The organism is Methylobacterium sp. P5_C11, assembly GCF_054049775.1.
The window spans coordinates 1-23,955 of the sequence record NZ_JBFULS010000047.1; the positions used below are offsets into that span (position 1 = coordinate 1).

Below are 23,955 nucleotides of genomic sequence, written 5' to 3' on the forward strand. Positions count from 1 at the left end.
CCGGTCACGCCTTCCGCGAGCACATCTGGAACATGGGTGCGCGCCCCGCGATCCCGCCTCAGCGCCACGAGACCCCCGTCGCCTGCCCGGACTGGATCTACAACAATCGCAATCAGGTCGAGCGCCTCTGGGCGAGGCTCAAGGAATAGCGTGCCATCGCAACCCGCTACGAGAAAACCGCCACAAGCTTCATGGGTGTCCTGTCCCTCGCCGCAGCCCTCGACTGGCTCAAGCGATGACACGCCCTAGTCGGAAAAGCGGACGGCCTCCTTCCGACCGAGGCTGTGTCAAAACTCCCTCCTGAGATAGACTTTCGGCCTTACCTGCGGAGGCCAGCATGGGTCGGTTCGTCGAAGGACAAGGCCGTCGGCAGTCCTGGTTGTTGCCCAGTTCGCTGGACGACTACGTCACCGCCGACAATCCGGTTCGGGTGATCGAGGTCTTCATCGACGAACTCGATTTGGGCACCCTCGGCTTCATCCGCTTCGAGCCCGCGGCGACGGGACGGCCTGCCTATGATCCGGCCACGCTTCTGAAGCTCTACCTCTATGGCTATCTCAACCGCGTGCCGTCGAGCCGGCGACTTGAGCGTGAGGCACAGCGCAACATCGAGGTAATGTGGCTGACCGGTCGCTTGGCTCCCGATCACAAGACGATCGCCAACTTCAGGCGTGACAACGGGCCCGCGATCCAGGCGGCCTGTCGGCAGTTCGTGATGCTGTGCCGAAATCTGCAGCTCTTCGCCGGAGCGACCGTCGCCTTGGACAGATCGAAGTTCAAGGCGGTCAACAACCGGGACCGCAACTACATTGGTCATGATCTTGGTGGCCATCGCTCGTCTCCTTGTCTGCGCAGCCGTGGATCGGATGTCTCGGAGCGATCGTATGGTTAAGGTGGGTTACACCAATATTGCTTCGATCGTTGCGTGAGGCGGCATAAAATCAGTTGGTCGGCTGCGCCTTAGCGAACCCCTGCCGCGTAACACGCTATTCGTGGCCGGACAGTCGGGTCTGCGGTGACCTCATCACCTCAGCAGCAGCTTTCAAATCCAGTTGCCACGCTCTTGATGCGCTGGCCGCCACCGACCACCGCCGGATCCTGCTGACCGCCGAGCAAGTCGCCGACTGCAAAGCTGGTGCGCTGCTTCTCGAGCGCCTGCCCACTTGTCGCATCGTCCTGGCCGACAAAGGCTACGACGGCGATGCCATCCGCCGGCAGATTGAGGCCATGTGAGCCGCACCCAACATCCCGCCCACGATCATCCGCCGCTGGAAGCCGTGCTTCTCGCCCGTGCACAATCCGCGGCCGCAACGCCATCGAGCGCATGGTCGGCCGCCTCAAGGACTTCCGCTGCATCGCCACCCGCTACGACCGGCTCGCCCGCAACGACCTCGCTGCCGTCTGCCTCGCGGCTACCGTCTTCTACGGGTTATGAATCCGGACGGTAACCGCGATCCGAATCATGCCGATGAAGTTCCAGGTGCGCTATAGCACGAACATTCTGACAAGACTGACTAGAGTATTACTTGACGCGATAGCGCAAAGCCCCGCGGATGACACAAGATCGGCGACGTAAATAATTGGCGACGGTGTTAAAAACGCACTTCATCGAACTCGCCGGGCGCCAACTTGCGGCGTCACAGCAGATAACAAAAGCAGAAACGCTGCGTTCAGATTTCGTTAATAGGCTTTAAGCAAATCATCACTGTATAGGCGAAACCGATTCGAATTCGTCGTTAAATACGGCGAGCGAGAAATGAATTTCCGTCTGCGCAAATATACATCTAGCGCGACGTCAACCAGCGTAGACATAGGTCGCGCCCGAAACTTAGTTTGCGACGAAAAGAACTATTTCCTGTAGCAATCATCGAGCGATTACAGGAGGTTAACGTGAAAACCTCGTCGTCGCGCGTACAGCGGCTGGGGTTATAGCCCACCGAGACGCGGACCGACAGCCCATCTTGTGACCGGCTCAGAAAAAGGATGACACCATGTTCCGTCAATCGACTTGCGCCGCCTGCCTGATCGTCGCCTCGCTCTGCATCGAGAGTGCCGCCGCAGATGGGGTGCCCACGTTTTCGAAGGGCACGAGCTACGCCTCCGCCCGCAGCAGCCTGATTACGCTCGGCTGGAAGCCTGCGAAGACCCCGGACGCCCAGCCCTGCGGCGGTGATAGCCGCTGTGTCGGTCGGCCTGAGATAGAAGCCTGCGCTGGCACCGGCGTGGGCAGTTGCCTGTTCACTTGGCGGCGCAGCGATACCCTCATCGCCGTCAGCACAGTCGGTGGGGGCGAACCGACGGTGAGCGGCATCAAGTGCCGTGCTGGCTGCAGCAAGGCTAGCGCCCCGTCCGGTGAAAACGGAGTCCTGAGCGCGCAGTACTGTCGCTCTCCACAGGGCGCGCGGGCTGTGGTGGCGCAGGCCAACCGGGACCACGTTCTGCAGCCGCCGCTCATCGCGACTAAGGCCGAGTTCGTTGGGCACGACCGTATCCGGGGGGCGGACATGTGCCAGTTCAGCCTCTCCACCCGCAGCGGGGAGACCTACACCTTCGCGACCACACGTGGTGCAGACGGCAGCCTACGCCTTCAGTTTGCCGATTGAGGATCGGCGAGACTGGTCTTCGCCCCTGGGTTGTATCTTCGCTATCTACTCGGCTACCTCAATATCAGGGAGTTGTTCATGGAATGCCGCTTGGAGGCGGAGCACTCCACGATCAACCGCTGGGTGCTGACATATGCGCCGGCCATCGAGCAGCGCCTGCGCCAACTCCGCAGGCGTGCGCTGCATCACGGAACTTCCAGAGCCCCTCGATAAAAATTCAACCTGTCTGATGATGGAACAGTGCCATCTCGGCTAGAGCAAGGATTAGAGCCATGTCAAACAATCAGGTTCGTATGCTGCTTACTGCAACGGCGGTCTCTGTTAGCATTCTGCTAATGACAGGAGAGAGCTTCGCATACGATCGCCCAACTGGCTTCGACTGCCAAAATCGGGCCGGTGAAATCTATCAAAAAAGTCGGGGCAGCAGAGAGGACATGCAGGCTGCTAATCTTGCTTTGGGTCTCTGTAAGGCCGCGCGAACTGATCGCGCTCGGGCAAACAACCGTATGCCGATGCGCCGCTCCTGGTGAAATGGCAGTAGCCGATACACTTTACCTTCCGGCGCTATAAAAGAAGTACACAGTGATCAAAGCTGATATAGATCAAGTGAGCCGTCTAAAATCCGCCTAGTCAGCTCACTTGACCAGTCTCCGCGCAGTGAGCGGTCTATTTTCAGGCAGAAAGTTAAGAGAAGTATTTGCAAATAAGTCATCGGCAGAGCTATTACGAACCTTGAATTAGATATTGATTATGCCGGATGGATAAAAAAAGTTTACAATACAAAACTTGCAATGGATCAAACTGAGACAATGCATAGAAAGGCACGACTGCATTTACTATGAAACAATTTCACGCGAGGGACGAATGTGCGCTCCCATGTTTTCAACACAGAATTTGTTTCTGCGACCTCTTGCTATTTCTGACGCGGACGCAGTGCAGAAGGTGTTCCAGAATTGGGAGACTGTCCAGTACTTAAGCGCTAAAATTCCCTGGCCATACCCGAGCGACGGAGCTTTGGCTTTGATCCGCGACGTTGTTCTGCCTGCCGCCAGCGCCGGATGCGAGTGGCATTGGTCGATCAGACTCCGGTCCGAGCCGGAACGCCTGATCGGCGTGATCAGCCTCATGGACAAGGCCAACTGCAACCGCGCGTTCTGGCTTGCTCCTCGTTGGAGAAGCCGCGGGTTCATGCTTGAGGCGTCCAATGCCGCAACGCAATATTGGTTCACCGACCTTGATCGCCCAACCCTGCGGGAACCGAAGGCCGCTGCGAACGAAGCATCTCGGCGGCTATCGCAACAGATCGGAATGCGCATCGTGCATGTCGGTGAACAGAGCTTTGTGTCAGGCCGCCTACCATCAGAGCTCTGGGAGATCACGCAGGAGGGATTGGCACCGATACTATTCATACCATGTGATAAATCGCACATCAACAGTCTTGAAGGCTTGATTGTCTGATGATACACGATATTTGTTATTCTCGAGCATTCACAGGAGGTTGAGATGCCTTCGAAAATTTCGTGGACTGCTGGTCCTTTGTGTTTGAGCGCGATTCTAGTTTCAGCAACAGCACAAGCTATTCCTCTTGGGGATCCCGCCACGCCGAGATCCATGACTGAAGAGACCGCTGCTCGCAGGGTCTGCAAGATGGTAAAAGTCGATCCCAGCTGTTGGGGTGACCTGTGTAGGACGAAACAGGTGTGCTACGACTTTAACGCCACCTCTGATCGGGCAACATCCAGCCGGCGTTGAGCGGAAGGTTGTTTGCCATCTTTAGGCTCGCTAAGGGTAGCTGTAGCGGTTCAGTCGGATCGGGCTTGTCGCAAGCCCGGACGGCCCTTCGTTCGCGAGTCGTTAGCCACACCCGCTCAGCTTGCCGCCCCGCTCCGGAGCCGGCCCATGATCCGGGCGCGCTCGGGTTCAAGGGGAGTGTCGCAAAACTGCACGCAAGCCGCGAAGGGACGTTTACCGTCCCGCTTTCATGCTTTGTTCGCGACGGGAAGGCTGAAGCAGGAGGCCGGCAGCTGGTTCTGCTACCGCACTGTCCACGCGCCCGAAAATCCGAAGCTCTCGCGAAGCCACAGCAAGAATTCCAAGCCGCAGATGGTGCGCCGGRCGGTATGGAATGAATGGAAGCCACCTACGCGCATCATCGCCCGCTTGACCCGGAAGTGATCGCTATCGATCCCTTGCTGCAGGTGTTTGGTGATGTAGCGGGTGTGCGCCCGGGATAGCAGACCCTCCTTGCAGCTGTCGGCGATGGCTGATGGGTAAGGGCCAGCGGCATCGGTGCCGATGCGTTCCAGTGCGAGCAGCGGCTGATCCTGGGGCATTTTGCGGAAGAACCGCTTGGCGGCGTCGAGATCCCGATTAAAACTGTTGCCGTTTAGGTTGGGTCATAAGCGTCGTATCCGGCGGCGGTAATGTCGTTACGGCATTCAGCTGGGGTGAAGGCTGCGAAGGCGCGGGCGATGGCCGCCCAAATGTCTGGGACGGTTCGGGCCGCGGCGGTGCGCAGCAGCGCCTAAAGCTTTGAGAAGGGCTGCTCGATCGGGTTGAAGTCGGGCGAGTAGGCCGGGAGGTAACGGAGCCGCGCGCCGGCCGCCTCGATGGTTTCGCGCACGCTGACGACTTTGTGGGATTGCAGGTTGTCGAGCATGACGGTGTCGCCGGGCTTCAGCACCGGGACCAGGATGTCGGTGACGTAGGCGCGGAAGCGCGGCCGTTGGCGGCCCCTGCGAACAGGGTGGTGGCGACCAAGCCGCTGGTACGCAGGGCGGCGTTGACGGTGATGGTCTTGTACTGGCCCAGAGGCACGAGGAGCCGGCAGCGTTCGCCGCGTGGAGCCCGACCGTAGGTGCGGGCCATGTTCGTGGCGGTCGCCGTCTCGTCAAGGAAGACGACAGCATCGGGGTCGAGGTCGAGTTGGCTCTCGAACCACGCCTCCCGTGCGGCTCTCACGTCCGGATGTTCCTACTCGGCCGCGTAGACAGCCCCTTTTTACGGGTGATCCGATGCCGGGCGAAGTACCGCCACAGCCCGCTGACGCTCGTGCGGACACCCTGCTCGGCCAGGATGTCGCGCACCTCGTGCAGGCAGGCCTGCGGCTGATCGCGATCGATCTGAAGGATCCGCTCGGCGTGCGCTTCGATGGCCGGTGCGGGTCGCTGCCCACACGAGGGCCGGGGTGCGATCGCGCCCTCCGCCTGGAAGCGTTCATGCCAGCGGATCGCGCTGGATGCGCCGATACCGAGGCGCCGGGCTGCTTGTCGGCGCGAAGCTCCCGCTTCGATCGCCGCGATCACGCGTTCTCGCAGATCCACCGATAGCGCTGACGGCATCCCGACCTCCTCAGAAAGCCCAACAGCGAATCCGATCCGCAGACTGCCCGCTACCCCCAACGATTCAACCCAGCCGGACGCGGCTCTAGTCGTGAGCAGGCAGCCGACCGCCTCTCCGTGTTTGTCGACGGCCCAGTAGAGATACCGCCACTGGCCACGAACACTTTAATGCTAGAGCGAACTTGGTGTATTGTGGCAGCGCTTTTGCGGGCGCCCAGTCCGAGGCCGCGATCCGAGCCAGGGGCAAGCCGCGTATCATCTCAAGTAGTGAGGTTGGGGCTACATCGCACAGCCCCAACCCGAGCAGCGGCGCAAACGCAGCTGTCATTCGCGATTGCGCGTCGCAGCTCTTATTTCGCACTTCGTCCTGCAGATAGTACAAAAGTTGCATTAACCAAAGTTTATCAGCCCGGGTCCTGGGTAATCAACGAACAAAACTTATTAATACTATGCCTAAATTCTGATTTTAGTTGCTTGATAAACATTAAATGTRCCATAAAATCACAGAATGGAACTGCCAAAAACCGCTTCATAAACGCCTTCGGACCCGACCTCGAACATGTTCTTGAAATCAGCGATCTGTTCGGCCAATTGCGGTTGCGTGATCCTTACCAAATGTGTGGTAAGGTCGAGAAAAAACCCGCCCAGCATAGGGGCACTCTTCAATTGACTGTAGACCCAAAGCTGGGCTCTCTGTGTTGCCAGAGGCTCTCCCTTCAGAGGATTGGGACGGATGGATGGCGGGAGAAGGCGGAAGGTGAGTTAGATGAAATTCGGCTTAACAGTCAGTCGCGCTCTCGCCCTAAGTATGCCGGTCAATCTCGGGAGTATTCCGGCCCACGCACGCCAACTCACGGGTGGGCGAATCTTGAAAGCTGTTCTCGTCCCAGACATCGCTAGCGCAGACCCTCTGAGCATCAAAGTGGTTATTGGGACAGAGCACAAAAGCTCGACTGTTTCGCTCGCGTGCGCGGATTAGGAGGAAGAGGTGAGAAGAGCAGCTGGGAACTACGATTTTGCACGGCTCGCCGTCGCCGTAGCAATCGCGGGGATCGGAGCGACCGCACCACTTGGGTGCAATGCCCTCGCGGACTCCGGTGTTGTCTTAAGGATGGACGGCCGATCTGTCGCCTGCGGCACAGGGCGCGTCACCGGGCCAAAACTCGATCCGTCCCCGGTTCGGGCAGCCGCCGCTCCCGAGGCCCGCCAGGTCGGCGCCTTGCACCCGGGCGATACGGTGTTCGTTTGCGCGAGTTCAGGCTCCTGGGCCGGAGTTATCATCCCTCAGCAATCCAGATGTCTCGATCAAGTGACCAAAAGCGGGGTCTACGAAGGCCCCTGCAAGTCGGGGTGGGTCCGTCGCGACCGGATCATTGTGGAAGGAGACTAGAAAGCCGGGCGGGGTAGCCGGCCCTGTTTGTCGTTCGCTTCGCTACTTCCCACCGGGTGGCCGGAAGCTCCTAATGCTCCGTTCTTTTGCTTGATGGCGTGGTGCAAGCGACCTCGTCACGGGTTCCGCGTATTTCTCGTTAGCGCAAGCAGGTGAATACGCAGTGAACGCGCCACTGCGTCTCTGGTACGATTTTATGTGAGCAGCCGCACAGAAACACCCGCGTTTCTGGACGATGCTTCTTCTCGCCCATCTCGGGCAACATAAGGAACGCAGCGATGCTCACGTTACCTGCAATGGCCACGCTCTCCACTCTGGCTACTCTGCTGATAGTTGATGAGAGCTCCGCGGGCTACGGAACCCCACCTAAGCTGACCTGTGAGGATTTCGTTGGATGCAGAAAAAGGCCTTCTTTCGAAACAGACACTTAGGGACGGCAACTCTATGAGCAATTCTGCTTTTTCAACGTCCGATTGTCCCCCGCCTGAGGGCTATCACGAATGGCTGGCATACATATTTGAAGCTCCCGAGTCTGCCGTCGAGCCGCCAAAGCTTCACATCGAAACTATCCTCCTTGTTGAATACCTGTTTAGGAATTTGCGATCCGAGATCGCGCATTTCGACAACGAGCAAGTTGCGAAGGGTGTGAGAAATATCTTCTGCCCCTACAAGTCTCAAATCGTGCCGGCCATTGTGGGAAACTGCTGTGCCCTCGACGTAAGAATGGCCACTCTGCGGGCCATTGGCTCCGTTTATCCGGAATGCTTTGAGACACGATGCGAGCCGATCCTTAGCCACCTCGACGAGCCACACAAAGAGGGGCTGGCCGGCACCTGTTACATGCTATGGGATGCTTCGGGAGCACTATTGCGTTGGGGGCCTGGTCGAGATGCCGTCATCGACGTGCTGCAGGTCGGTCTCGATTGTAGCAATCCGGCATGCCACGAAAGCGCCCTGCACGGGCTAGGGCACCTCGCTCATTGCGAGCCTCGGGTGCAATTCGTCATCGACGAGTTCCTAGAGCGTCGTGCTGACAATCTTCGCTTTGAACTAATACAGTATGCGCGGGCCGCACGCGCGGGGGACATTCAATGATTCGGCCCTGATACGTTCCCGGACTGTCCCTTGCGTGGCGCTCCGCAGAGTGCCKACACTGCACGAGGTTTAGCGCGTTCTTGCCCCTGGCAGGTCCGTTCAGTCTCAGTTAAGTCTGTATGAAGCAACATATGCGAGCTGAAGTGGCTCGGCCGTTCCCATGTCTGAGTTCGTGGGTTTTGATTACTTGCCCGCCATCATGCAAGAGAGTTGCTTCCTCTGACCGGATGATATGTAAATCCAGACGCGACGAGGAACCCATTCTCTAAGTTCACAATAGCTTCGAACCAGAGGAGAGTTGCCATGAAAGTGATGATCATCTCGGGTTTTTCAGCCCTAGCGCTCCTAGGAGGCCTTTGTCTGGTCGGTAGTGGCGCTCAGGCCGGCGATTACGGTGCAGACACCTGCAGGCAGGGCTACGTCTGGCGCGAAGCATTCCCCGGCGATACCACCTGCGTTACCCCGTCTCAGCGCCGCCAAGCCCGCTCCGATAACTACAATGCAGGTGAACGGCGGCAGGGGGCTGGCGCGTATGGTCCAAACACGTGCAAGTCCGGATATGTTTGGAGGGAATCCTATGTCGGTGACACGGTCTGCGTGACGCCTGCGCAGCGGGCCCAAACGAAGCAAGATAACGCCCTGAAGGAGGGGCGATTTAAGTACTGATTTCGCCTCTCGTGCCACTCACATCGATTCTGTTCAAATCGGGATTACAAAAGGAAAAAAGAGATGTTCAACTCATCTGTAATAGGGATTGCCGCTCTCGCCACCCCGCTTCTATTTGCCGGGCCAGTTCAGGCCGAGGCATGCCAAAATGGGATTTGCGTTTCGGGTCACGACAACGGATCGGGGGTGGTGGTCCGCTACCACGTGCAGAATGGTCCGGTGACGAACGTCAACATTCGCACACCCGACGGGAACCAGTGGGAGGGCGGGCCAAGCGGCGCCGTCAAACTCCGGCGGTTCTCAACCACGCGCTATTCTATACAAAGCTGTGTGAAGGGAACAGGGCTTTTTGGCCGCTCATCCTGCGGCGCGTGGGCCAATTTTCGTCACACCATTAAGGAGCCGTTTAGCAACTGGTAGACGCGACCGCTTGGCCGGGCCGTCGGGGCCAGGCCGATGCGCTGCTCGACCTCCTTTATGGCGTCGCACGTCTTTTGGCCGATACAGCCCCAAATGCCGCTACGACAACGGCGCCGGGGAGCTGGTCTGTAGCCAAATGAACTGTAGTTGTACTAATAGAGAGGTGAACATGGTCAGCCTATCTAAATTCGTCGCTCCCCTGACGGTTGCTTTTGCGGGGCTGCTTTGGAACGGGGCAGCAAGCGCCGGGTGCGCACGAGGGATATGTGCGAGCGGCGTGACCAATGGCGGAGTGGTGAACGTAACCTACCGAGTCCAGAATGGGCCCGTGAGTCACGTCAATATCCGCTCGGGCTACTTTCTGAACACGAGCTGCGAGGGGTTCTGCCCCGACCCAGTTCAACGAGAAGGACCGCGGTCTGGCACGTTCAATCTGCGAAGGGAACGCTCAGGGCCGACTACATACATGATTCAGGCTTGCGTACGGGGCGGAGTGTTTCAGCGCTCAAGCTGCGGAGCCTGGGCAAGCTTCCGTCATAATTGAAATCGTCGAACGTGACCCGCTGTCCGGTCGAAAGTCTTTGAGTGACCATGCCACACGAGGATGCCAATGCGTCCGATTGCATGACTCGGGTGGGGATCGTGATCACGGCCGGGCCGGACGGCCCTGCCCAGGCGGCCAATTGCATCCGCTCTAATGAGATCTGGTGCGAGCGCTGGGGCGGCAGGGTTTCCCCGCGCATGTTCGCTCAATAATCTTGACCAGGGGCCGCGACACGACACTCACCTTGAGACAGGAGACATGATATGCGCGCCCTCCTTCTTACGACAGTCTTGGCCGGTCTCGGCCTGACGCCCGCGGCAGCCTGCGGAACCGACAGGCTTCCGGCGCCCGGCGAGGTGGTCGACATGCACCTGAAGACCGACCCGCTCACGCCGGACCAGCGAGCTAGGCTCGTCAGTCTGCGCGCACAAATCGCCGAAGCGGTCCGTGCGGAAGATGAGAAGGGCGCTCAGGCCATTGAGGACGATGCCATGGCCGGCATTGGGTATCGTCGCGTGTGGCTGCGGTGCGGCTCGGGTACCCATATGTGGGTGCGGGCCTAATACTGACCTGACCGGCATTTTCGACCGAGCCAAGTGAGCGACTGTCTTGCCGGTCAAGCGGTTTGCCATGGCGTTCCTTCCCTCAGGATGGCGTTGAGGATGGTGATCAGCTTCCGAGCGGTGGCAATCAGAGCAACGAGCTTGGGCTTGCCGGCCGCGATGAGCCGGTCACGGAAGGTTTTCAGCGCGGCGTTGTGACGGCTGGCCACCATGGCCCCCATGAACAGCGCCGTGCGGACAGGCGCGCGGCCGCCCGCGATAAAGCTCCTGCCGCGCCACTGACCGGATTGCCGTGTCCAGGGCGCCAGACAGACCAACGCGGCAACTTGCTTTCCGTTGACGCTTCCAAGCTCGGGCAGGTCCGCGATCAGGGTTCGTGCGATCGTCGGCCCAACGCCAGGAACAGAGGTCAGAAGGGTCTCCTCCTGAACCGCGCTGGGTTTCCCGGAGGCCCCAACTCTTGCGAGGATGCAGCCATGACGAAGCGAACCCCACCGTTTTCCTCTGAGGTCCGTGAACGTGCGGTGCGGATGGTGCTGGAGCACCAGGGCGAGCACGACTCTCAGTACGGCGCGATCCGCGCGATTGCGGCCAAGATCGGATACTCGGGCGAGACGCTGCGCAATTGGGTGCGCCAGGCCGAACGCGACCGGGGTGTGAGAGCCGGTCCGACCACGGACGAGCGCGAGCGGATCAAGGCGCTAGAGCGGGAGAACCGCGAGCTCCGGCAGGCCAACGAGATCCTGAGGAAGGCATCAGCGTATTTTGCCCAGGCGGAGCTCGACCGCCGGGTCCGGTCATGATCGCCTTCATCGACGATCATCGCGCCACCTACGAGGTCGAGCCGATCTGCAGGGTGCTGCCGATCGCCCCGTCGACGTACCACGCCCATGCCGCGCGCCGGACTGATCCGGAGCGGCTTCCGGCTCGGGCCAAGCGCGACGCGGCGCTCTCGGCCGAGATCCGGCGCGTCTACGAGGCAAACTTCCGGGTCTACGGGGTGCGCAAGGTCTGGCGGCAACTCGCCCGCGAGGGGATCGTGGTGGCGCGCTGCACGGTGGCCCGGCTGATGCGGACGCTGGGCTTGAGGTTCGGTCCCGCTGTGTGGTGGTACGACTGATGCTGCATGCAGGGACGCGCTATGGGACAGGTTCTCCACGGCAGCGCTACGACGATTGAGACGATCCGTCGGGCAATCCAAGCTCGTCAAGAGAGCGTAAGGGCTGCTGCCAAGCGCTACGGCATCAGCGCCACGGCGGTGCAGAAGTGGCGCTGATGCCAGACCAGCACGGATGCGCGGATGGGGTCGAAGGAGCCTCGCTCGAGCGTGCTCAGTCTGGAGGACGAGGCGGTGATCGTCGCCTTCCGGCGGCATACCCTGTTGCCGCTCGACGACTGCCTCTACGTGCTGCAGCCGAGCCTGCCGCATCTGACCCGCTCGTCGCTGCATCGCTGCCTGCAGCGTCACGGCATCAGCCGCCTGCCGGATGTTGACGGCGACAAGCCCAACCTGGCGCGCCGCTAAGCTCGCTCGTCACATGGCCGCACATTGAACTGAGCGCCAATCCGCGCGACCACTTAGGCGAGCGAGCACGGCTCGCGACGGACAGGTCCTTACGAGCCCTCTCCTGAGGCTGATGCGTCGAATCAGCGTCCTGAAGCTTCAGCGCGCCCGACATGTCGGCGTCCACAGAAGTCCGCCGGGATCCAGCGCCTATGTCGGGGTAATTGTTGGGGTGCCCAGAGGCGTATTCCCAAAAAATCCATTCTTACCAGCTGGTTACGTAGCATGAATGGCGGAGACGGAGGGATTCGAACCCTCGTTGCGCTGCATATTTGGCTTGCTGTCAGCGGTCAATGCTGTCGCGACCGTATCCTTCGAAGCTCACCATCGCCGTAAGGCTCCTCCGTCCAGGCGATGACGTGTGCACCAGGCCTGGAATATTCGGCAATAGATACGAAATAAGTGCTGATTCTACTCGACTACTCCGCTTGTTCGAGCATGTGTGTGCTGGCGGAGCAAGGCGAGCGACGGCAATGAGCCAAGCACAAATGAATATAACCGCATGCCTGCATGAGGATTACATTCAACTGAGCGATGCAGCCGCAATCGCCAAGGCGGCGGTGGCGTGTGCCGAAGCCGGCTCGGAGCACCAGGCCCTGCAGATCATCATGGATCTCGATACCCGCCTGCATGAGGCCACGACGCTGCACGGCGCCGTCTACCTTATAGGCCGGATGGCTCGAGCTCAGGAGCGTCGGAAGACGCCGGACGACTGACCGTTCGTCCGCTCTGGGACATTCGGGTTCTTCCGGTTCGCTCTGCCCCGCCGGCGTGACGCCGATCGCGGGGTCGGGGTGGTGGCACCTCTGCCAAACCCGGAGCCTTTCCATGTCGATCGTCACCCACACCGCTCTCTCCCGCAACGATGCCGCCCTCCTGTCCGCCGCGGCCGGACAGCCTCGCGGCTGCATCGTCCTTCCCGAGACGATGACCTCGCTGGCCGTGAAGCGCACGATCGGCCGGTTCCTGAAGCACGGGTTCATCGAGCCGCGCGAGGGAATCGGCGGCGCCGCATTTGCCCTCACACCGGCCGGGTACGCGGCGATCGGGATGGCGCCCCCTTCTCCCCGGGTGGCCGCCGTCGCGCGAGGCGAGGCTGCGCCCAAGATGCGCAAGCGTGAGTTCGTGCTGGGGCTACTCGCCCGGACGGAAGGCGCGTCTCTCTCTGAACTGATCGTCGCCACGGGATGGCTGCCGCACACGACTCGGGCGGCGCTCTCGCGCCTCCGGTCGGCCGGTCACATCCTGAGCAAGAGCTCGCGCGCCGATGGCGCAACGGCCTACCGCATCGTGCCGGAGGAGCCGACTTCCCGCGGGCGTGGCCCCGGCGATGCTGCGCGCCGCAAGATCGCCAAGACCCAAGGCATGGCGGCCTGACGGGCGGCGCGTGCCGTGAGCCCACCGATGACCAACGTGATAGTCGCACCGAGGTCGGCCGATGTCGCGGTAGCGCCTACAAGCCGCGACGATCGGATCGAAACCGATCTCGCCCAGCTCGCGGGTCTCGACCTGGCCGGCCTGAGGCAGCGCTGGCGCAGGATGGTCGGGCGTCCAGCGCCCGGCCATCTCCCCCGGCCTCTGCTGTACCGGCTGCTGGCCTATCGCATTCAGGCCGCCGCCTTCGGCGACTTGGACCGCGAGACGGCGAGACAGCTCGATCGGCTCGGTCGGGGTATGACCGATGAACCGGACCGACAGGCTGGTGGACGGGCGGCGGAGCCCATCCCGCCGGCCGCGCAGGCAAGCCGTCCCGGTACACTGCTGGTCCGAGAGTGGCAGGGCAGCCTGCAGCGGGTCACGGTGCTGGAGCAGGGGTTCGCCTGGGGCGGCCGCCGCTACGACAGCCTCTCGAGCGTCGCCCGCGCAATCACCGGGACGAACTGGAACGGCCCACGCTTCTTTGGCCTGCGCACGCAGGGGAAAAAGAAGGCGCCGGGGCAGGCGACAGAGAGCGGGGGAGGGGCTCGATGAAGGCCGCGGCTAAGGGGATACGCGGAATACGCGAGCCCGCGCCGAAGCCGACGCTGAGGCGGTGCGCGATCTACACCCGGGTCTCGACCGAGCACGGGCTGGAGCAGGAGTTCAACTCCCTCGACAACCAGCGCGAGGCGGCCGAGGCCTATATTAAGAGCCAGGCTCACGAGGGCTGGCGCTGCTCGGCCGCCCGATACGATGATGGCGGCTTCTCGGGCGGCTCGCTGGATCGCCCTGCACTGCAGCGGCTGCTCGTCGAGATCCAGGCTCGGCGCATCGACGTGGTCGTGGTCTACAAGGTCGATCGCCTGACCCGGGCACTCTCGGACTTCGCCAAGCTCGTCGAGCTGTTCGATGCGCACGGCGTGTCGTTCGTATCCGTGACCCAGGCGTTCAACACTACGACCAGCATGGGGCGCCTCACCCTCAACGTGCTGCTGTCGTTCGCCCAGTTCGAGCGCGAGGTCACCGGCGAGCGCATCCGCGATAAGATCGCCGCTTCCAAGCGCAAGGGACTGTGGATGGGCGGCGTCGTGCCGCTCGGCTACCGGGCGGCTGACCGGGCGCTGCATATCGTCCCGAATCAGGCGGAGATCGTGCGGATGATCTTTGCCCGCTACCTCGCGCTGGGTTCCGTCAGCGCCGTGAAGACCGAGCTGGCGCAGGCCTGCATCCGTGTCCCTACGCGACCCGACGGCAAGGGCCGAACGGTCGGGGGCGGCCCCTTCAGCCGCGGTCAGCTTTACCAGATCCTGCAAAACCCGATCTATGTCGGCCGACTCACGCACAAGGGTCGGGTCCACGAGGGCCAGCATGCCGGGATCGTCGATCCGGCGATCTTCGACGCGGTCCAGGCGCAGCTTGCCCGGAATCACCATGGCCATGCCACCCGTCGGCGGGTTTGTGGGCATCTGCTGGTCGGGCGCATTCGAGATGATCACGGGAACACCATGACCCCGAGCCACACCGCCAAGGGCGCTCGGCGCTATCGCTACTATGTCAGCCAGGCCGTGCTTCAGGGCAGGCCGGCTGGCCCGATCCGCCGCATCGCGGCCCACGCGATCGAGGCTGCCGTGGTCGGAGCATTGCGCGCGGCACCCGCTCTGTCAGTCTCATCGGGCTCATCCGGCCCCATCAGCGATGCCGAACTCATTGCAGGTCACCTCGGACAGGTGACGGTCTATCCCGATGCCCTGGAGCTTGATCTCATCGGCGCGGGCGATCGCGAGCCGCTCCGCATCGCCTGGGCACCGACACAGAACCGCCGAGGCCGAGACATCATCGTCCCGCCAGAAGCGGAGCGCGCCGGGCTGCGGCCGATGAAGGTCGAGGATCGCGTCCGCATCCTCAAGGCCATCGCCCGGAGCCGTGCCTGGATCGACGACCTCGTCTCCTCCCGTGTTGCGGATACGGACGCCATCGCTGCCACCGAGGCCCGCAGCGAGCGCGCGGTGCGGATGATGCTGCCGCTGGCGCAACTCTCGCCGCGGATCGTCAGGGCGATCGTCGACGGCCGGCTGCCGCGCGGCATCGGCATCCGGCACTTGGCCGAGCTGCCGGCATCCTGGGCTGAGCAGGAGCAATCGCTGGGGTTCTGAACCGGACGCGCTGCCGGTCATCTCTCACTCGATGCCATTCGGGTTCGATCAAACCTGCGACGGCGATCGCCGCATCCGGCATCACACACCCGGATCGCGCAGCCCCCAAGCTGCACATGCGTGAGCACGCAGGCACCGGCCGGCGGGGTGCATCTGCGGAAACGGGTTTGCCTGCAGCAGAGACAGAGCCGTTAGGTGGCCGCTTGACGCCCGTCTCGGGCGGCAGAGACCGCCACGCAGACGGAGTGGCCCGGCTAAGTCGCGGAACCGGCGACATTATTTCCGATGACCACCAGACATGCAGTTTGTGAAGACTGCCTGGTGGAGCTGAGGGGATTCGAACCCCTGACCTCCGCAGTGCGATTGCGGCGCTCTCCCATCTGAGCTACAGCCCCGTCGAGGCGCCGGCCTTGTAGGCGCGGGCGGCTCAGCCTGTCAATTCCCTGTTTCAACGTCGCCCGCCGCGCGCCGCTCCGGCGCTGGGGTGCGGGCGCCCCGAGGATAGCACGCGAACCCGCATGAATGCCCTGATCTGGCTCTTCGACACGGTCGTCCAGCTTTTCATCTACGTCCTCATCGCAAGCGCGGTTCTCAGCTGGCTCGTGGCGTTCAACGTGGTGAACGTGCGCAATCCCATCGTCGCGCAGATCGGCGAGGTGCTCTATCGGCTCACCGAGCCGGTGCTGCGGCCGATCCGCAACCTGCTGCCCAATCTCGGCGGCGTCGACATCTCGCCGATCATCCTCATCCTGCTGCTGCTGTTCATCAGTCGTCTGCTGCATGAATACGCTGTGCCCGCAGCCTATGTTTACACGCAGTAGGGTCGAACGCCCGTGAAGACGAATCCCGGCCGCTTCTTCGAGGATTTCCGCCTCGGCGAGACCATCCGCCACGCCACCCCGCGCACCGTGACGGTGGGCGACGTGGCGCTCTACACGGGCCTCTACGGTCCCCGCTTCGCCGTGCAATCCTCGGACGCGTTCGCCCGCGCCTTCGGCTATCCGAAGAGCCCGCTGGACGACCTGCTCACCTTCCACATGGTGTTCGGCAAGACCGTGCCGGACGTCTCCCTCAACGCGCTCGCCAATCTCGGCTACGCCGAGGGCGGATTCCGCCGGCCGGTCTATCCGGGCGAGACGCTCTCCACCGTGTCGGAAGTGATCGGCCTCAAGGAGAGTTCGAACCGCCAGACCGGCGTGGTCTACGTCCGCTCGGTGGGCTCCGACGAGCAGGGCGAGCCCGTCCTCAGCTATTGCCGCTGGGTCCTCGTGCGCAAGCGCGATCCGGAGGCGACGGTGGCCGAGGAGCATGTGCCGAACCTCGCCAAGGTGGTCGATCCCAAGGACCTCGCGGGCGTCCTGCCGACGCTCTCGGCCGCCGCCTACGACACGGAGCTGGCCGGCAGCCCCCACCGCTTCGCGGATTACGCCGTGGGCGAGAAGATCGACCACGTCGACGGCATGACCGTCGAGGAGGCCGAGCACCAGATCGCCACGCGCCTGTTCCAGAACACCGCCAAGGTCCATTTCGACGGGCTGGCAGCCAAGGACACCCGCTTCGGCCGGCGCCTGATCTACGGCGGCCACGTGATCTCGCTGGCGCGCGCGCTGAGCTTCAACGGTCTGGCCAACGTGTTCGCGATCGCCGGGATCAATGCCGGCCGGCACGTGGCGCCGCTGTTTGCCGGCGATACGGTCTATGCCTGGAGCGAGGTGCTGGCGACCGCCGATGTCGGCCGCGCCGATGTCGGCCTCCTGCGCCTGCGCACGGTCGCCACCAAGAACCAGCCCTGCGACGCCTTTCCGGATCGCGCCGGCGAGGGCTACGACCCGGCGGTGATCCTCGACCTGGACTACTGGGCGTTCGTGCCGAAGTAGCCCGCAGGCTCCGGCGCGCGCCGCCGCACGCCATGGCGGCGACCCGCATCCCGAAGGCGCGCCCCGTGACGGTGCGGCGGGCGCGCCCGGAGGACGCCCCCGCCGTGGCCGCGATCCACGTCGCCGCGTGGCACGAGACCTATACCGGGCTCCTGCCGCCCGAGATGATCACGGCCCTCACCTACGAGGCCCGGCTCGCCTGGTGGGCGCAGATCCTCAGCTCTCCGCCCGCCACCCCCGGCGGGGCGGCCTTCCTGGCCGAACGCGGGGGCGAGGCCGTCGGCTTCGGCACCTGCAACGCCCAGCGCTCAGACCTGCTGGCAGCCGCCGGCTACGACGGCGAGATCAGCGGCCTCTACGTCCTGCGCGCCGCCCAGGGGCAGGGGGTCGGGAGCGCCCTGACGACAGCCCTTGCGACGCAGCTGCAGAAGGCCGGGTATGCCGCCGCCGGATCGTGGGTGCTGCAGGGTAACGCCCTGGGGCGACGGTACTGCGAAGTCCTCGGCGGGACGCGGGTCGAGGCCGCGGTCCGGGGACAGGGCCGCCTCGCGGAGGTCGCCTATGGCTGGCGCGATCTCGCTCCGCTCGCGGCGGCGGGGGATCGAGGCCGCCGACGGGGGCGCGGCGGACGGAGCGCGAAGACGCGGACGCGCGACGACGGGTGACCGGCAGGGCGGACACGGGCCGCCCGCGCCTCAGCGGATACCGCGTCCCACCACCCCCGCCTCGACCGCCAGGGAGAGGCGGTCGGTGACCGCCCACTCGACGCCGACGCCCGCCACCGGCCGCACCGCGATGTCCTGGCGGGTGATCGGCAGGGTCGACGGCGTCGGCCCGATGCGCAGCGTCTCGTGCGCGGCCACGACACCCCCCTTGGCGTAGAGCAGGACGTCCGGCGCGACGAGGGTCCCCACCTTCACCTCCAGGGCGCCGGCGAAATCGCGGGTGTAGGCGAGGCGCCCGAAGCCCGGGGTCAGGGTCCCGTCGAGGCCGGCCAGATAGTCGAAGCCGCCGCTGATGCCGTAGAGGATCGGACCCTCCTGCCACATCCGGCCGGCCTCGAGGCCGAGGGTGGGACCCGAAAAGCCGCCGCCATGCCGGGATGAACTGACCGCGTAGCCGGTCGAGAGACGCGCGTAGGACCCGGTCCAGCGGCCGTACGCATCCTCGGGCATCTGCGGCCACGCGAAGGATGGCAGCGGCGCGAAGCCCACGGACGGCCAGAACAGCGCCTGGGCGGCGGCGGGACCCGGCGGGAGGCAGCCGGCGCCGAGCACGAGACCGGCCGCGAGGCGGCGGAACGGGCGGGAATCAGCGCGTCTGATCATGCCGCCATGCTAGCCTAAGCGCCTGGGTCGCGACAGGCGGAACCGACCCGCCCGCGGGATCGTGCGCGGGACGCGCCGGGGCCGTCGCGCTCAGCAGGCGGCGACGTTGACCGCGAGGCCGCCGAGGGAGGTTTCCTTGTACTTGTCCTGCATGTCGTGGCCGGTCTGGCGCATGGTCTCGATGACCTGATCGAGGCTGACGAAGTGCACCCCGTCGCCGTGCAGCGCCAGGGAGGCGGCGGCCACCGCCTTGTTGGCGCCGAAGGCGTTGCGCTCGATGCAGGGGATCTGGACGAGGCCGCCGATCGGGTCGCAGGTCATGCCGAGATGGTGCTCCATGGCGATCTCGGCGGCGTTGGCGACCTGCCGGGCGTCGCCACCCAGAACAGCGGCGAGCCCCGCCGCCGCCATGGCCGCCGCGGAGCCGACCTCCCCCTGGCATCCGACCTCGGCCCCTGAGATCGAGGCCCGGCGCTTGATCAGGCCGCCGATCGCGGCGGCGGCGAGGAGGTAGTCGCGCCCGCGCGCCTCGCTCCAGCCGGGGCAGAAATCGATGCCGTAGCGCAGCACCGCCGGCACGATGCCGGCCGCGCCGTTGGTCGGTGCCGTGACGACACGCCCGCCCGCGGCGTTCTCCTCGTTCACCGCCAGGGCGAACAGGCTGATCCAGTCCATGATCTCGTGGGCCGGACGGCTGTTGGAGAGCCGGTTCGCCTCGAGCGTCGCGTGCAGCCGCTTGGCACGGCGCCGGACCTTGAGGCCGCCCGGCAGTTCGCCGTCCATCCGAAGGCCCCGGGCGATGCAGGCGAGCATGGCGTCGCGGATGGCATCGAGGCCGGCCGCGATCGCGACCTCGGGGCGCAGGGTCCGCTCGTTGGCCATCTGCACCTGCGGGATCGTCAGGCCGGTCTCGGCGCAGATCCGCAGCAGATCGGCCCCGCTCTCGAAGGGATAGGGGAGTGCCGCGGCACCCAGGTCGGCCGGCGTCGCCGCGCCCTCCTCTTCCACGAAGCCGCCCCCGACCGAGTAGCAGACCATCTCGTCCAGACGGGCGCCCGCCGCGTCGTAGGCACGGAAGCGCATGCCGTTGGTGTGGCGCGGCAGCACCTCGGCGAAGTTGAACAGGAGATCCCGGGTGCAGTCGAAGGCGAGGCCGGGCAGGCCGAGGGCGCCGGTCTCGGCCAGGGCCTGGGTGTAGCCGGCCACGGCGTCGGGATCGACGGTGGCGGGCGCGTGACCGAGCAGCCCCAGGAAGATCGCCACGTCGGTGCCGTGGCCACGCCCGGTCCAGGCGAGGGAGCCGAAGAGTTCCGCGCTCACCCGCGCGATGCCGGGACGGCCGGCGACGCGGTCGCGGAAGCGGCGCGCGGCGACCATCGGGCCGATCGTGTGCGAACTCGACGGGCCGATCCCGATCTTGAACAGATCGAACGCACTGATCATCGCGTGGCGTCTCTCCACCGGCACGGCCTGGGACGCGACCCTGCAGGAAGCCGGCCAGACGGGTCACGCAGACACGTCCGCCGGACAGGCGCCGTGGCCGCCGGCTGAGCGCGGTCGGGCGCCTCAGATCTTTCCGTCGAGGCCCATCTGGTAATACTTGTGAACGATCTTGTCCTGGTTCTCCAGCAGCCAGTCGATCGACGGCTCGTTGGTCATGGCCTTGCGGATCGCCTCGGTCATGCCCTTGCGCTGGATGTCGAACAGCGCCTTGTGGTCGACGTTCTGCGCCTCGATCACCCCGGGGCTCAGCCAGACCGAGCAGATGATGCCGAGGTCGTTGGCCTTCTCCTTCGGGATGTAGCCCGCCCGCACGGCGTCGAGGACGCCGTTGGCGATGGCGAACTGCACGGTGCCCATCAGGATCGAGGTGTACTTGCTCTCGGTCACGCTGACCTTGGAGACGCACAGCGTCACCGGGCGGACCATGATGTCGGTGTTGAGCAGCGCGAAGACGCGGCTGTGGCCGACGACCTGGTCGCCGGTCAGCGTCGCGAGGGCGGTGCCGACGGGTCCGTCGAGTTCGCCGATGATGACCTCGGGCTCGGAGGCGGTGTTAGGCGGGCCGCCCGCCACGAGTGCCTCGCCGGCGCGCAGGATGATGCGTTCGTTCATGCTGTACCTCGTGGGGATCGGGCGCTCCGGCCTTGGCCGACGAGGCGCGTCCTATCATCGGGTCGCCGCGCCTGTCGACGCGCGGCCGTCATCGGCCCCGCCCGGGTGGGCGGGCCGGCCGAACGCCGATCCTTCCGGGATGGCCCCCGGGGAGCCCGGCTCCGCGGGGGTGTCGATGCCCCGCGGGGCCGATGCCCGCCCCGGAGCCGCGTCGCCCGTCGCCGCGATCAGTCGCGCACGACGACCTTGGTGCCGACCCGAGCCCGGTCGTAGAGGTCGGCCACGTCCTTGTTGGTCATGCGGATGCAGCCCGACGAGACCGCCGCGCCCATCGTCTCCGGCTCGTTGGAGCCGTGGATCCGGTAGAGCGAGGAGCCGAGATAGAGGGCGCGGGCGCCCAGCGGATTGTCCTGGCCGCCGGCCATGTAGCGCGGCAGGTCCGGGCGGCGGGCCAGCATCTGCTGCGGCGGACGCCAATCCGGCCACTCCTTCTTCATGGTGACGGTCTTGGTGCCGGACCACGAGAAGCCCTGACGGCCCACGCCGACGCCGTAGCGGATCGCCGCGCCGCCGCCGAGGACGTAGTACAGCCGGCGCTGCCGCGTGGAGACCACGATCGTGCCCGGCTTCTCCTTGCCGGTCCAGGCGACGGTCTCGCGGGGAATCGCCTGACTGCGGAAGACGTTGAGGAAGTCGGCGATCGGGCCCCGGTCCAGCGGGTTGGCCATCGCGGGGGCGCTTCCGAGCAGCAGCCCCGCGAGCCCGAGCATCGCGATCCGTCTCGACATGGTCTCCATCCTTCGTTCGCCGTGGCGTGGCCGATGCGGCGGCCGCGCGCTCCTCCCGCGAGCCGGCCCGGATTTCGCGGCAAGGTTGAGGCCGACCCGCGGGCGCGTGAACGTCCGGGCGTGACTGTGTGCTGCGCGCAACACCCCGCGGGTGGCGCGGCACCGGGTGGCGCGGCACAAGGGGTGATTGCGCCGGGCGACGGCCATGCTTATCTCGGGTCCGTGATCCGATCCGTCGCCCTTCTGGCCCGCCGCGTCGCGGGCCTGCCGGCCCGCTTTGCCCGGGGGCTCGCCGTGCTGGCGCTGCTCGTCCTCGCGGCGACGGCGCTGTTCGCCGCGTCTGCGCCGGCGCAGGCCGAGCGGGCGGCGGGGCCGGCCTGCGCCGTCGCGAGCCCACGCATGGCAGTTCTGTCGGGGGCGCCGGATACGCAGCCCGAGGCCGAGCGCTCGGCCTTCGGCCGTACCGATCTCTGTGCCGCGGACAGCGAGATCCTGACCGAGTTGGGGCTGCCGCGCCCGCCGGTCGAGGCGCCGCGGCCCCGTCACACGGCCACCGCATCGTTCGGGTATGCGGCCGACATCGTGCCGCCGTCCGCGCCGGATGGCGCGCCGCACCGGCCTCCAAGGCTGACCTGACGCGCGCGCCGGCTTCGACGGCCGGCTAGAGTGCGCGCCTGTCCCGATCTCCGACCGACCGGCCGCGTGGCCGGTCGCGGGATCCGCTTCGATGACGCGCGGCCCCTTGCGCCGCGCCGGCCTCAGCAGACGCATGCTTTCAGGAGCGTCGTTACCCGTGACCCGCACTGTATCCGCCAGAACCCCGTCTTCGTTCCGCGCCTCGGCCCGCGCGGCCGCCCTCCTGCCCGCAGCCCTGCTCCTGCTCGGTGTCGCGGCCTGCAACCCGAAGCCGGTCGCCACGCCGACGCCGCCCGTGCCCGAGGTCGGCTTCGTCAAGGTGGAGCCCCAGGCGATCCCCTATCTCCGCGACCTACCGGGCCGCGTCGCCCCGATGCGCATCGCCGAGGTCCGCTCCCGGGTCTCCGGGCTCGTGGTGAAGCGCCTGTTCGAGCAGGGCAGCCAGGTCAAGGAGGGCGACATCCTCTACAAGATCGACCCGGCGCCCTTCGAGGTCGAACTCGCCAGCGCCGAGGCCGCGCTCGCCCGCCAGGAGGCCGCCCAGGTGCTGGCCCGCCAGCAGGCTGACCGCCTCGAACAGCTCCTGTCCCGCGCCACCGCCAGCCAGGCCCAGTACGACGCGGCCTTCGCGGCCAAGAAGCAGGCGGAGGCCGAGGTCGCCGGCGCCAAGGCGGCCCGCGACCGGGCGCAGCTCAACCTCGGCTGGACCGACGTGCGGGCTCCGATCACCGGCCGGATCGGCCGGGCGCTGCTCACGGAGGGAACCCTGATCGAGCCCGGCTCCACGGGGGCGCTCGCCACGATCCAGCAGCTCGACCCGATCTACGTCGACATCACCCAGTCGGTCGGTGAGCTGAACCGCCTGCGCCGGGACCTCGCCAGCGGCGAGCTGGCGCGGCTGGAGGAGAACACCGCCAACGTCCACCTGATCATGGACGACGGGTCGCTCTACCCGCTGGCGGGCCGGCTGCTGTTCTCGGACGTCACCGCCGATCCGAGCACCGGGCAGGTGACCCTGCGGGTGCAGTTCCCCAACCCGCACGACGAGCTGTTCCCCGGCATGTACGTGCGGGCGCGGATCAAGCAGGGCATCGACTCGGATGCCATCGCGGTGCCGCAACAGGCGATCCAGCGCACCGATGACGGCCGCGCCGAGGTCTGGGTGGTGCGCGCCGACGAGACCGTGATGCGCCAGCCCGTCGAGGTCGGACCCGTGGTCGGTCAGAACTGGCTGATCCGCTCCGGGCTGAAGGCCGGCGAGCGGGTCGTGGTCGACGGCTTCCAGAAGATCACCGTCGGCGCGAAGGTGAAGCCCCTCGACCAGACCCCGGTCCACGGTGAGGCCGGTCCGAAGCACGATGCCGACGAGGCGCTCGACACGCCCGCCGACAAGGCGGAGGCCGCGCAGCGGGCCGCCGCCGTCCAGCAGCGCCACTGAGCCCGGGAGAGCCCG

At 65.0% G+C, this 23,955-nt stretch carries 17 protein-coding genes, 1 tRNA gene, 9 pseudogenes and 1 other annotated feature; of the genes and pseudogenes, 19 read left to right on the forward strand and 8 right to left on the reverse strand.

From position 1 onward, the window contains the following. The 6 genes and pseudogenes from ACXJKQ_RS20775 to ACXJKQ_RS20800 all read left to right on the forward strand — a co-directional run. Positions 1-239: pseudogene (locus tag ACXJKQ_RS20775) on the forward strand (transposase); the annotation flags it as partial. Positions 240-337: 98 nt separating this feature from the next. Further along, positions 338-808: pseudogene (locus ACXJKQ_RS20780) on the forward strand (transposase); the annotation flags it as partial. A 290-nt stretch (positions 809-1,098) separates the two neighbouring features. Then, positions 1,099-1,435 (forward strand): annotated as a pseudogene (locus tag ACXJKQ_RS20785) (transposase); the annotation flags it as partial. Between the two features lie 556 nt (positions 1,436-1,991). Beyond that, positions 1,992-2,603, forward strand: coding sequence for a hypothetical protein (locus ACXJKQ_RS20790; RefSeq protein ID WP_457107613.1), 612 nt, complete (start codon positions 1,992-1,994; stop codon positions 2,601-2,603). Positions 2,604-2,636: 33 nt separating this feature from the next. After that, a pseudogene (locus ACXJKQ_RS20795) lies at positions 2,637-2,777 on the forward strand (IS6 family transposase); the annotation flags it as partial. A 702-nt stretch (positions 2,778-3,479) separates the two neighbouring features. Then, positions 3,480-4,061, forward strand: a complete 582-nt coding sequence (locus tag ACXJKQ_RS20800; protein ID WP_457107614.1) for a GNAT family N-acetyltransferase — start codon at positions 3,480-3,482, stop codon at positions 4,059-4,061. Between the two features lie 575 nt (positions 4,062-4,636). On the opposite strand, the pseudogene ACXJKQ_RS20805 reads toward ACXJKQ_RS20800, so the two are convergent. Both ACXJKQ_RS20805 and ACXJKQ_RS20810 read right to left on the reverse strand, forming a co-directional pair. Beyond that, positions 4,637-4,975, reverse strand: a pseudogene (locus ACXJKQ_RS20805) (DDE-type integrase/transposase/recombinase); the annotation flags it as partial. A gap of 14 nt (positions 4,976-4,989) precedes the next feature. Next, positions 4,990-5,944 (reverse strand): annotated as a pseudogene (locus ACXJKQ_RS20810) (IS630 family transposase). A gap of 1,834 nt (positions 5,945-7,778) precedes the next feature. Between ACXJKQ_RS20810 and ACXJKQ_RS20815 the strand changes: the two are divergent. Together ACXJKQ_RS20815 and ACXJKQ_RS20820 are read left to right on the forward strand one after the other, a co-directional pair. Beyond that, entirely contained in the window at positions 7,779-8,429 is a 651-nt protein-coding gene (locus ACXJKQ_RS20815) for a hypothetical protein (RefSeq protein WP_457107615.1), read from the forward strand. Positions 8,430-10,322: 1,893 nt separating this feature from the next. After that, positions 10,323-10,622, forward strand: a complete 300-nt coding sequence (locus tag ACXJKQ_RS20820) for a hypothetical protein (protein ID WP_457107616.1) — start codon at positions 10,323-10,325, stop codon at positions 10,620-10,622. Between the two features lie 53 nt (positions 10,623-10,675). On the opposite strand, the pseudogene ACXJKQ_RS20825 reads toward ACXJKQ_RS20820, so the two are convergent. Then, positions 10,676-11,050 (reverse strand): annotated as a pseudogene (locus ACXJKQ_RS20825) (transposase); the annotation flags it as partial. 48 nt (positions 11,051-11,098) lie between these two features. Between ACXJKQ_RS20825 and ACXJKQ_RS20830 the strand changes: the two are divergent. The 6 genes and pseudogenes from ACXJKQ_RS20830 to ACXJKQ_RS20855 all read left to right on the forward strand — a co-directional run. Further along, positions 11,099-11,712, forward strand: a pseudogene (locus ACXJKQ_RS20830) (IS3 family transposase); the annotation flags it as partial. Then, positions 11,380-11,496, forward strand: a sequence feature (AL1L pseudoknot). It overlaps the preceding pseudogene by 117 nt. 51 nt (positions 11,713-11,763) lie before the next feature. Further along, positions 11,764-12,129 (forward strand): annotated as a pseudogene (locus ACXJKQ_RS20835) (IS481 family transposase); the annotation flags it as partial. 530 nt (positions 12,130-12,659) lie between these two features. Next, a complete protein-coding gene (locus ACXJKQ_RS20840; RefSeq protein WP_457107617.1) occupies positions 12,660-12,902 on the forward strand; it encodes a hypothetical protein in 243 nt (80 codons plus the stop codon). A gap of 112 nt (positions 12,903-13,014) precedes the next feature. Then, positions 13,015-13,563: a DUF3489 domain-containing protein gene (locus ACXJKQ_RS20845; RefSeq protein WP_457107618.1), complete on the forward strand. Its 549-nt coding sequence runs from the start codon at positions 13,015-13,017 to the stop codon at positions 13,561-13,563. A 27-nt stretch (positions 13,564-13,590) separates the two neighbouring features. Next, positions 13,591-14,157, forward strand: a complete 567-nt coding sequence (locus tag ACXJKQ_RS20850) for a DUF2924 domain-containing protein (protein WP_457107619.1) — start codon at positions 13,591-13,593, stop codon at positions 14,155-14,157. Then, a complete protein-coding gene (locus tag ACXJKQ_RS20855; protein WP_457107620.1) occupies positions 14,154-15,758 on the forward strand; it encodes a recombinase family protein in 1,605 nt (534 codons plus the stop codon). Before ACXJKQ_RS20850 ends, ACXJKQ_RS20855 begins: the two co-directional genes overlap by 4 nt. Positions 15,759-16,077: 319 nt before the next feature. Here the strand turns inward: ACXJKQ_RS20855 and ACXJKQ_RS20860 are convergent. Beyond that, a tRNA-Ala gene (locus ACXJKQ_RS20860) sits at positions 16,078-16,153 on the reverse strand. A gap of 123 nt (positions 16,154-16,276) precedes the next feature. On the opposite strand from ACXJKQ_RS20860, the gene ACXJKQ_RS20865 reads away from it, so the two are divergent. From ACXJKQ_RS20865 to ACXJKQ_RS20875, 3 genes are read left to right on the forward strand one after another with little or no spacing between them, the layout of a single operon-like run. Next, positions 16,277-16,579 carry a YggT family protein gene (locus ACXJKQ_RS20865; RefSeq protein WP_020091350.1) on the forward strand — a complete coding sequence of 101 codons (303 nt, stop codon included), beginning with the start codon at positions 16,277-16,279 and terminating at the stop codon, positions 16,577-16,579. Between the two features lie 12 nt (positions 16,580-16,591). Further along, entirely contained in the window at positions 16,592-17,635 is a 1,044-nt protein-coding gene (locus ACXJKQ_RS20870; RefSeq protein ID WP_457107621.1) for a MaoC family dehydratase, read from the forward strand. Positions 17,636-17,667: 32 nt separating this feature from the next. Beyond that, positions 17,668-18,300: an N-acetyltransferase family protein gene (locus ACXJKQ_RS20875; RefSeq protein WP_457107622.1), complete on the forward strand. Its 633-nt coding sequence runs from the start codon at positions 17,668-17,670 to the stop codon at positions 18,298-18,300. Positions 18,301-18,330: 30 nt separating this feature from the next. Here the strand turns inward: ACXJKQ_RS20875 and ACXJKQ_RS20880 are convergent, their stop codons facing one another. The 4 genes from ACXJKQ_RS20880 to ACXJKQ_RS20895 all read right to left on the reverse strand — a co-directional run bounded on the left by ACXJKQ_RS20880 (position 18,331) and on the right by ACXJKQ_RS20895 (position 21,866). Continuing rightward, entirely contained in the window at positions 18,331-18,963 is a 633-nt protein-coding gene (locus ACXJKQ_RS20880) for an outer membrane protein (RefSeq protein ID WP_457107623.1), read from the reverse strand. A gap of 90 nt (positions 18,964-19,053) precedes the next feature. Then, entirely contained in the window at positions 19,054-20,406 is a 1,353-nt protein-coding gene (locus ACXJKQ_RS20885; RefSeq protein WP_457107624.1) for an L-serine ammonia-lyase, read from the reverse strand. A gap of 123 nt (positions 20,407-20,529) precedes the next feature. Further along, a complete protein-coding gene (locus tag ACXJKQ_RS20890; protein ID WP_457107625.1) occupies positions 20,530-21,078 on the reverse strand; it encodes a formaldehyde-activating enzyme in 549 nt (182 codons plus the stop codon). Positions 21,079-21,305: 227 nt separating this feature from the next. Then, positions 21,306-21,866: a L,D-transpeptidase gene (locus ACXJKQ_RS20895; protein ID WP_457107626.1), complete on the reverse strand. Its 561-nt coding sequence runs from the start codon at positions 21,864-21,866 to the stop codon at positions 21,306-21,308. 222 nt (positions 21,867-22,088) lie between these two features. On the opposite strand from ACXJKQ_RS20895, the gene ACXJKQ_RS20900 reads away from it, so the two are divergent. Continuing rightward, positions 22,089-22,502 (forward strand): hypothetical protein, encoded by a 414-nt coding sequence (locus ACXJKQ_RS20900; RefSeq protein ID WP_457107627.1) that lies wholly within the window; start codon positions 22,089-22,091, stop codon positions 22,500-22,502. A gap of 133 nt (positions 22,503-22,635) precedes the next feature. Further along, positions 22,636-23,940: an efflux RND transporter periplasmic adaptor subunit gene (locus tag ACXJKQ_RS20905; RefSeq protein ID WP_457107628.1), complete on the forward strand. Its 1,305-nt coding sequence runs from the start codon at positions 22,636-22,638 to the stop codon at positions 23,938-23,940. The last annotated feature ends 15 nt before the right edge of the window (positions 23,941-23,955 follow it).

Coding starts and splice junctions, on each gene's coding strand:
- ACXJKQ_RS20790 (WP_457107613.1), top strand. CDS start 1,992: ATGTTCCGTCAATCGACTTGCGCCGCCTGCCTGATCGTCGCCTCGCTC.
- ACXJKQ_RS20800 (WP_457107614.1), top strand. CDS start 3,480: ATGTTTTCAACACAGAATTTGTTTCTGCGACCTCTTGCTATTTCTGAC.
- ACXJKQ_RS20815 (WP_457107615.1), top strand. CDS start 7,779: ATGAGCAATTCTGCTTTTTCAACGTCCGATTGTCCCCCGCCTGAGGGC.
- ACXJKQ_RS20820 (WP_457107616.1), top strand. CDS start 10,323: ATGCGCGCCCTCCTTCTTACGACAGTCTTGGCCGGTCTCGGCCTGACG.
- ACXJKQ_RS20840 (WP_457107617.1), top strand. CDS start 12,660: ATGAGCCAAGCACAAATGAATATAACCGCATGCCTGCATGAGGATTAC.
- ACXJKQ_RS20845 (WP_457107618.1), top strand. CDS start 13,015: ATGTCGATCGTCACCCACACCGCTCTCTCCCGCAACGATGCCGCCCTC.
- ACXJKQ_RS20850 (WP_457107619.1), top strand. CDS start 13,591: ATGACCAACGTGATAGTCGCACCGAGGTCGGCCGATGTCGCGGTAGCG.
- ACXJKQ_RS20855 (WP_457107620.1), top strand. CDS start 14,154: ATGAAGGCCGCGGCTAAGGGGATACGCGGAATACGCGAGCCCGCGCCG.
- ACXJKQ_RS20865 (WP_020091350.1), top strand. CDS start 16,277: ATGAATGCCCTGATCTGGCTCTTCGACACGGTCGTCCAGCTTTTCATC.
- ACXJKQ_RS20875 (WP_457107622.1), top strand. CDS start 17,668: ATGGCGGCGACCCGCATCCCGAAGGCGCGCCCCGTGACGGTGCGGCGG.
- ACXJKQ_RS20880 (WP_457107623.1), bottom strand. CDS start 18,963: ATGATCAGACGCGCTGATTCCCGCCCGTTCCGCCGCCTCGCGGCCGGT.
- ACXJKQ_RS20885 (WP_457107624.1), bottom strand. CDS start 20,406: ATGATCAGTGCGTTCGATCTGTTCAAGATCGGGATCGGCCCGTCGAGT.
- ACXJKQ_RS20890 (WP_457107625.1), bottom strand. CDS start 21,078: ATGAACGAACGCATCATCCTGCGCGCCGGCGAGGCACTCGTGGCGGGC.
- ACXJKQ_RS20895 (WP_457107626.1), bottom strand. CDS start 21,866: ATGTCGAGACGGATCGCGATGCTCGGGCTCGCGGGGCTGCTGCTCGGA.
- ACXJKQ_RS20905 (WP_457107628.1), top strand. CDS start 22,636: ATGCTTTCAGGAGCGTCGTTACCCGTGACCCGCACTGTATCCGCCAGA.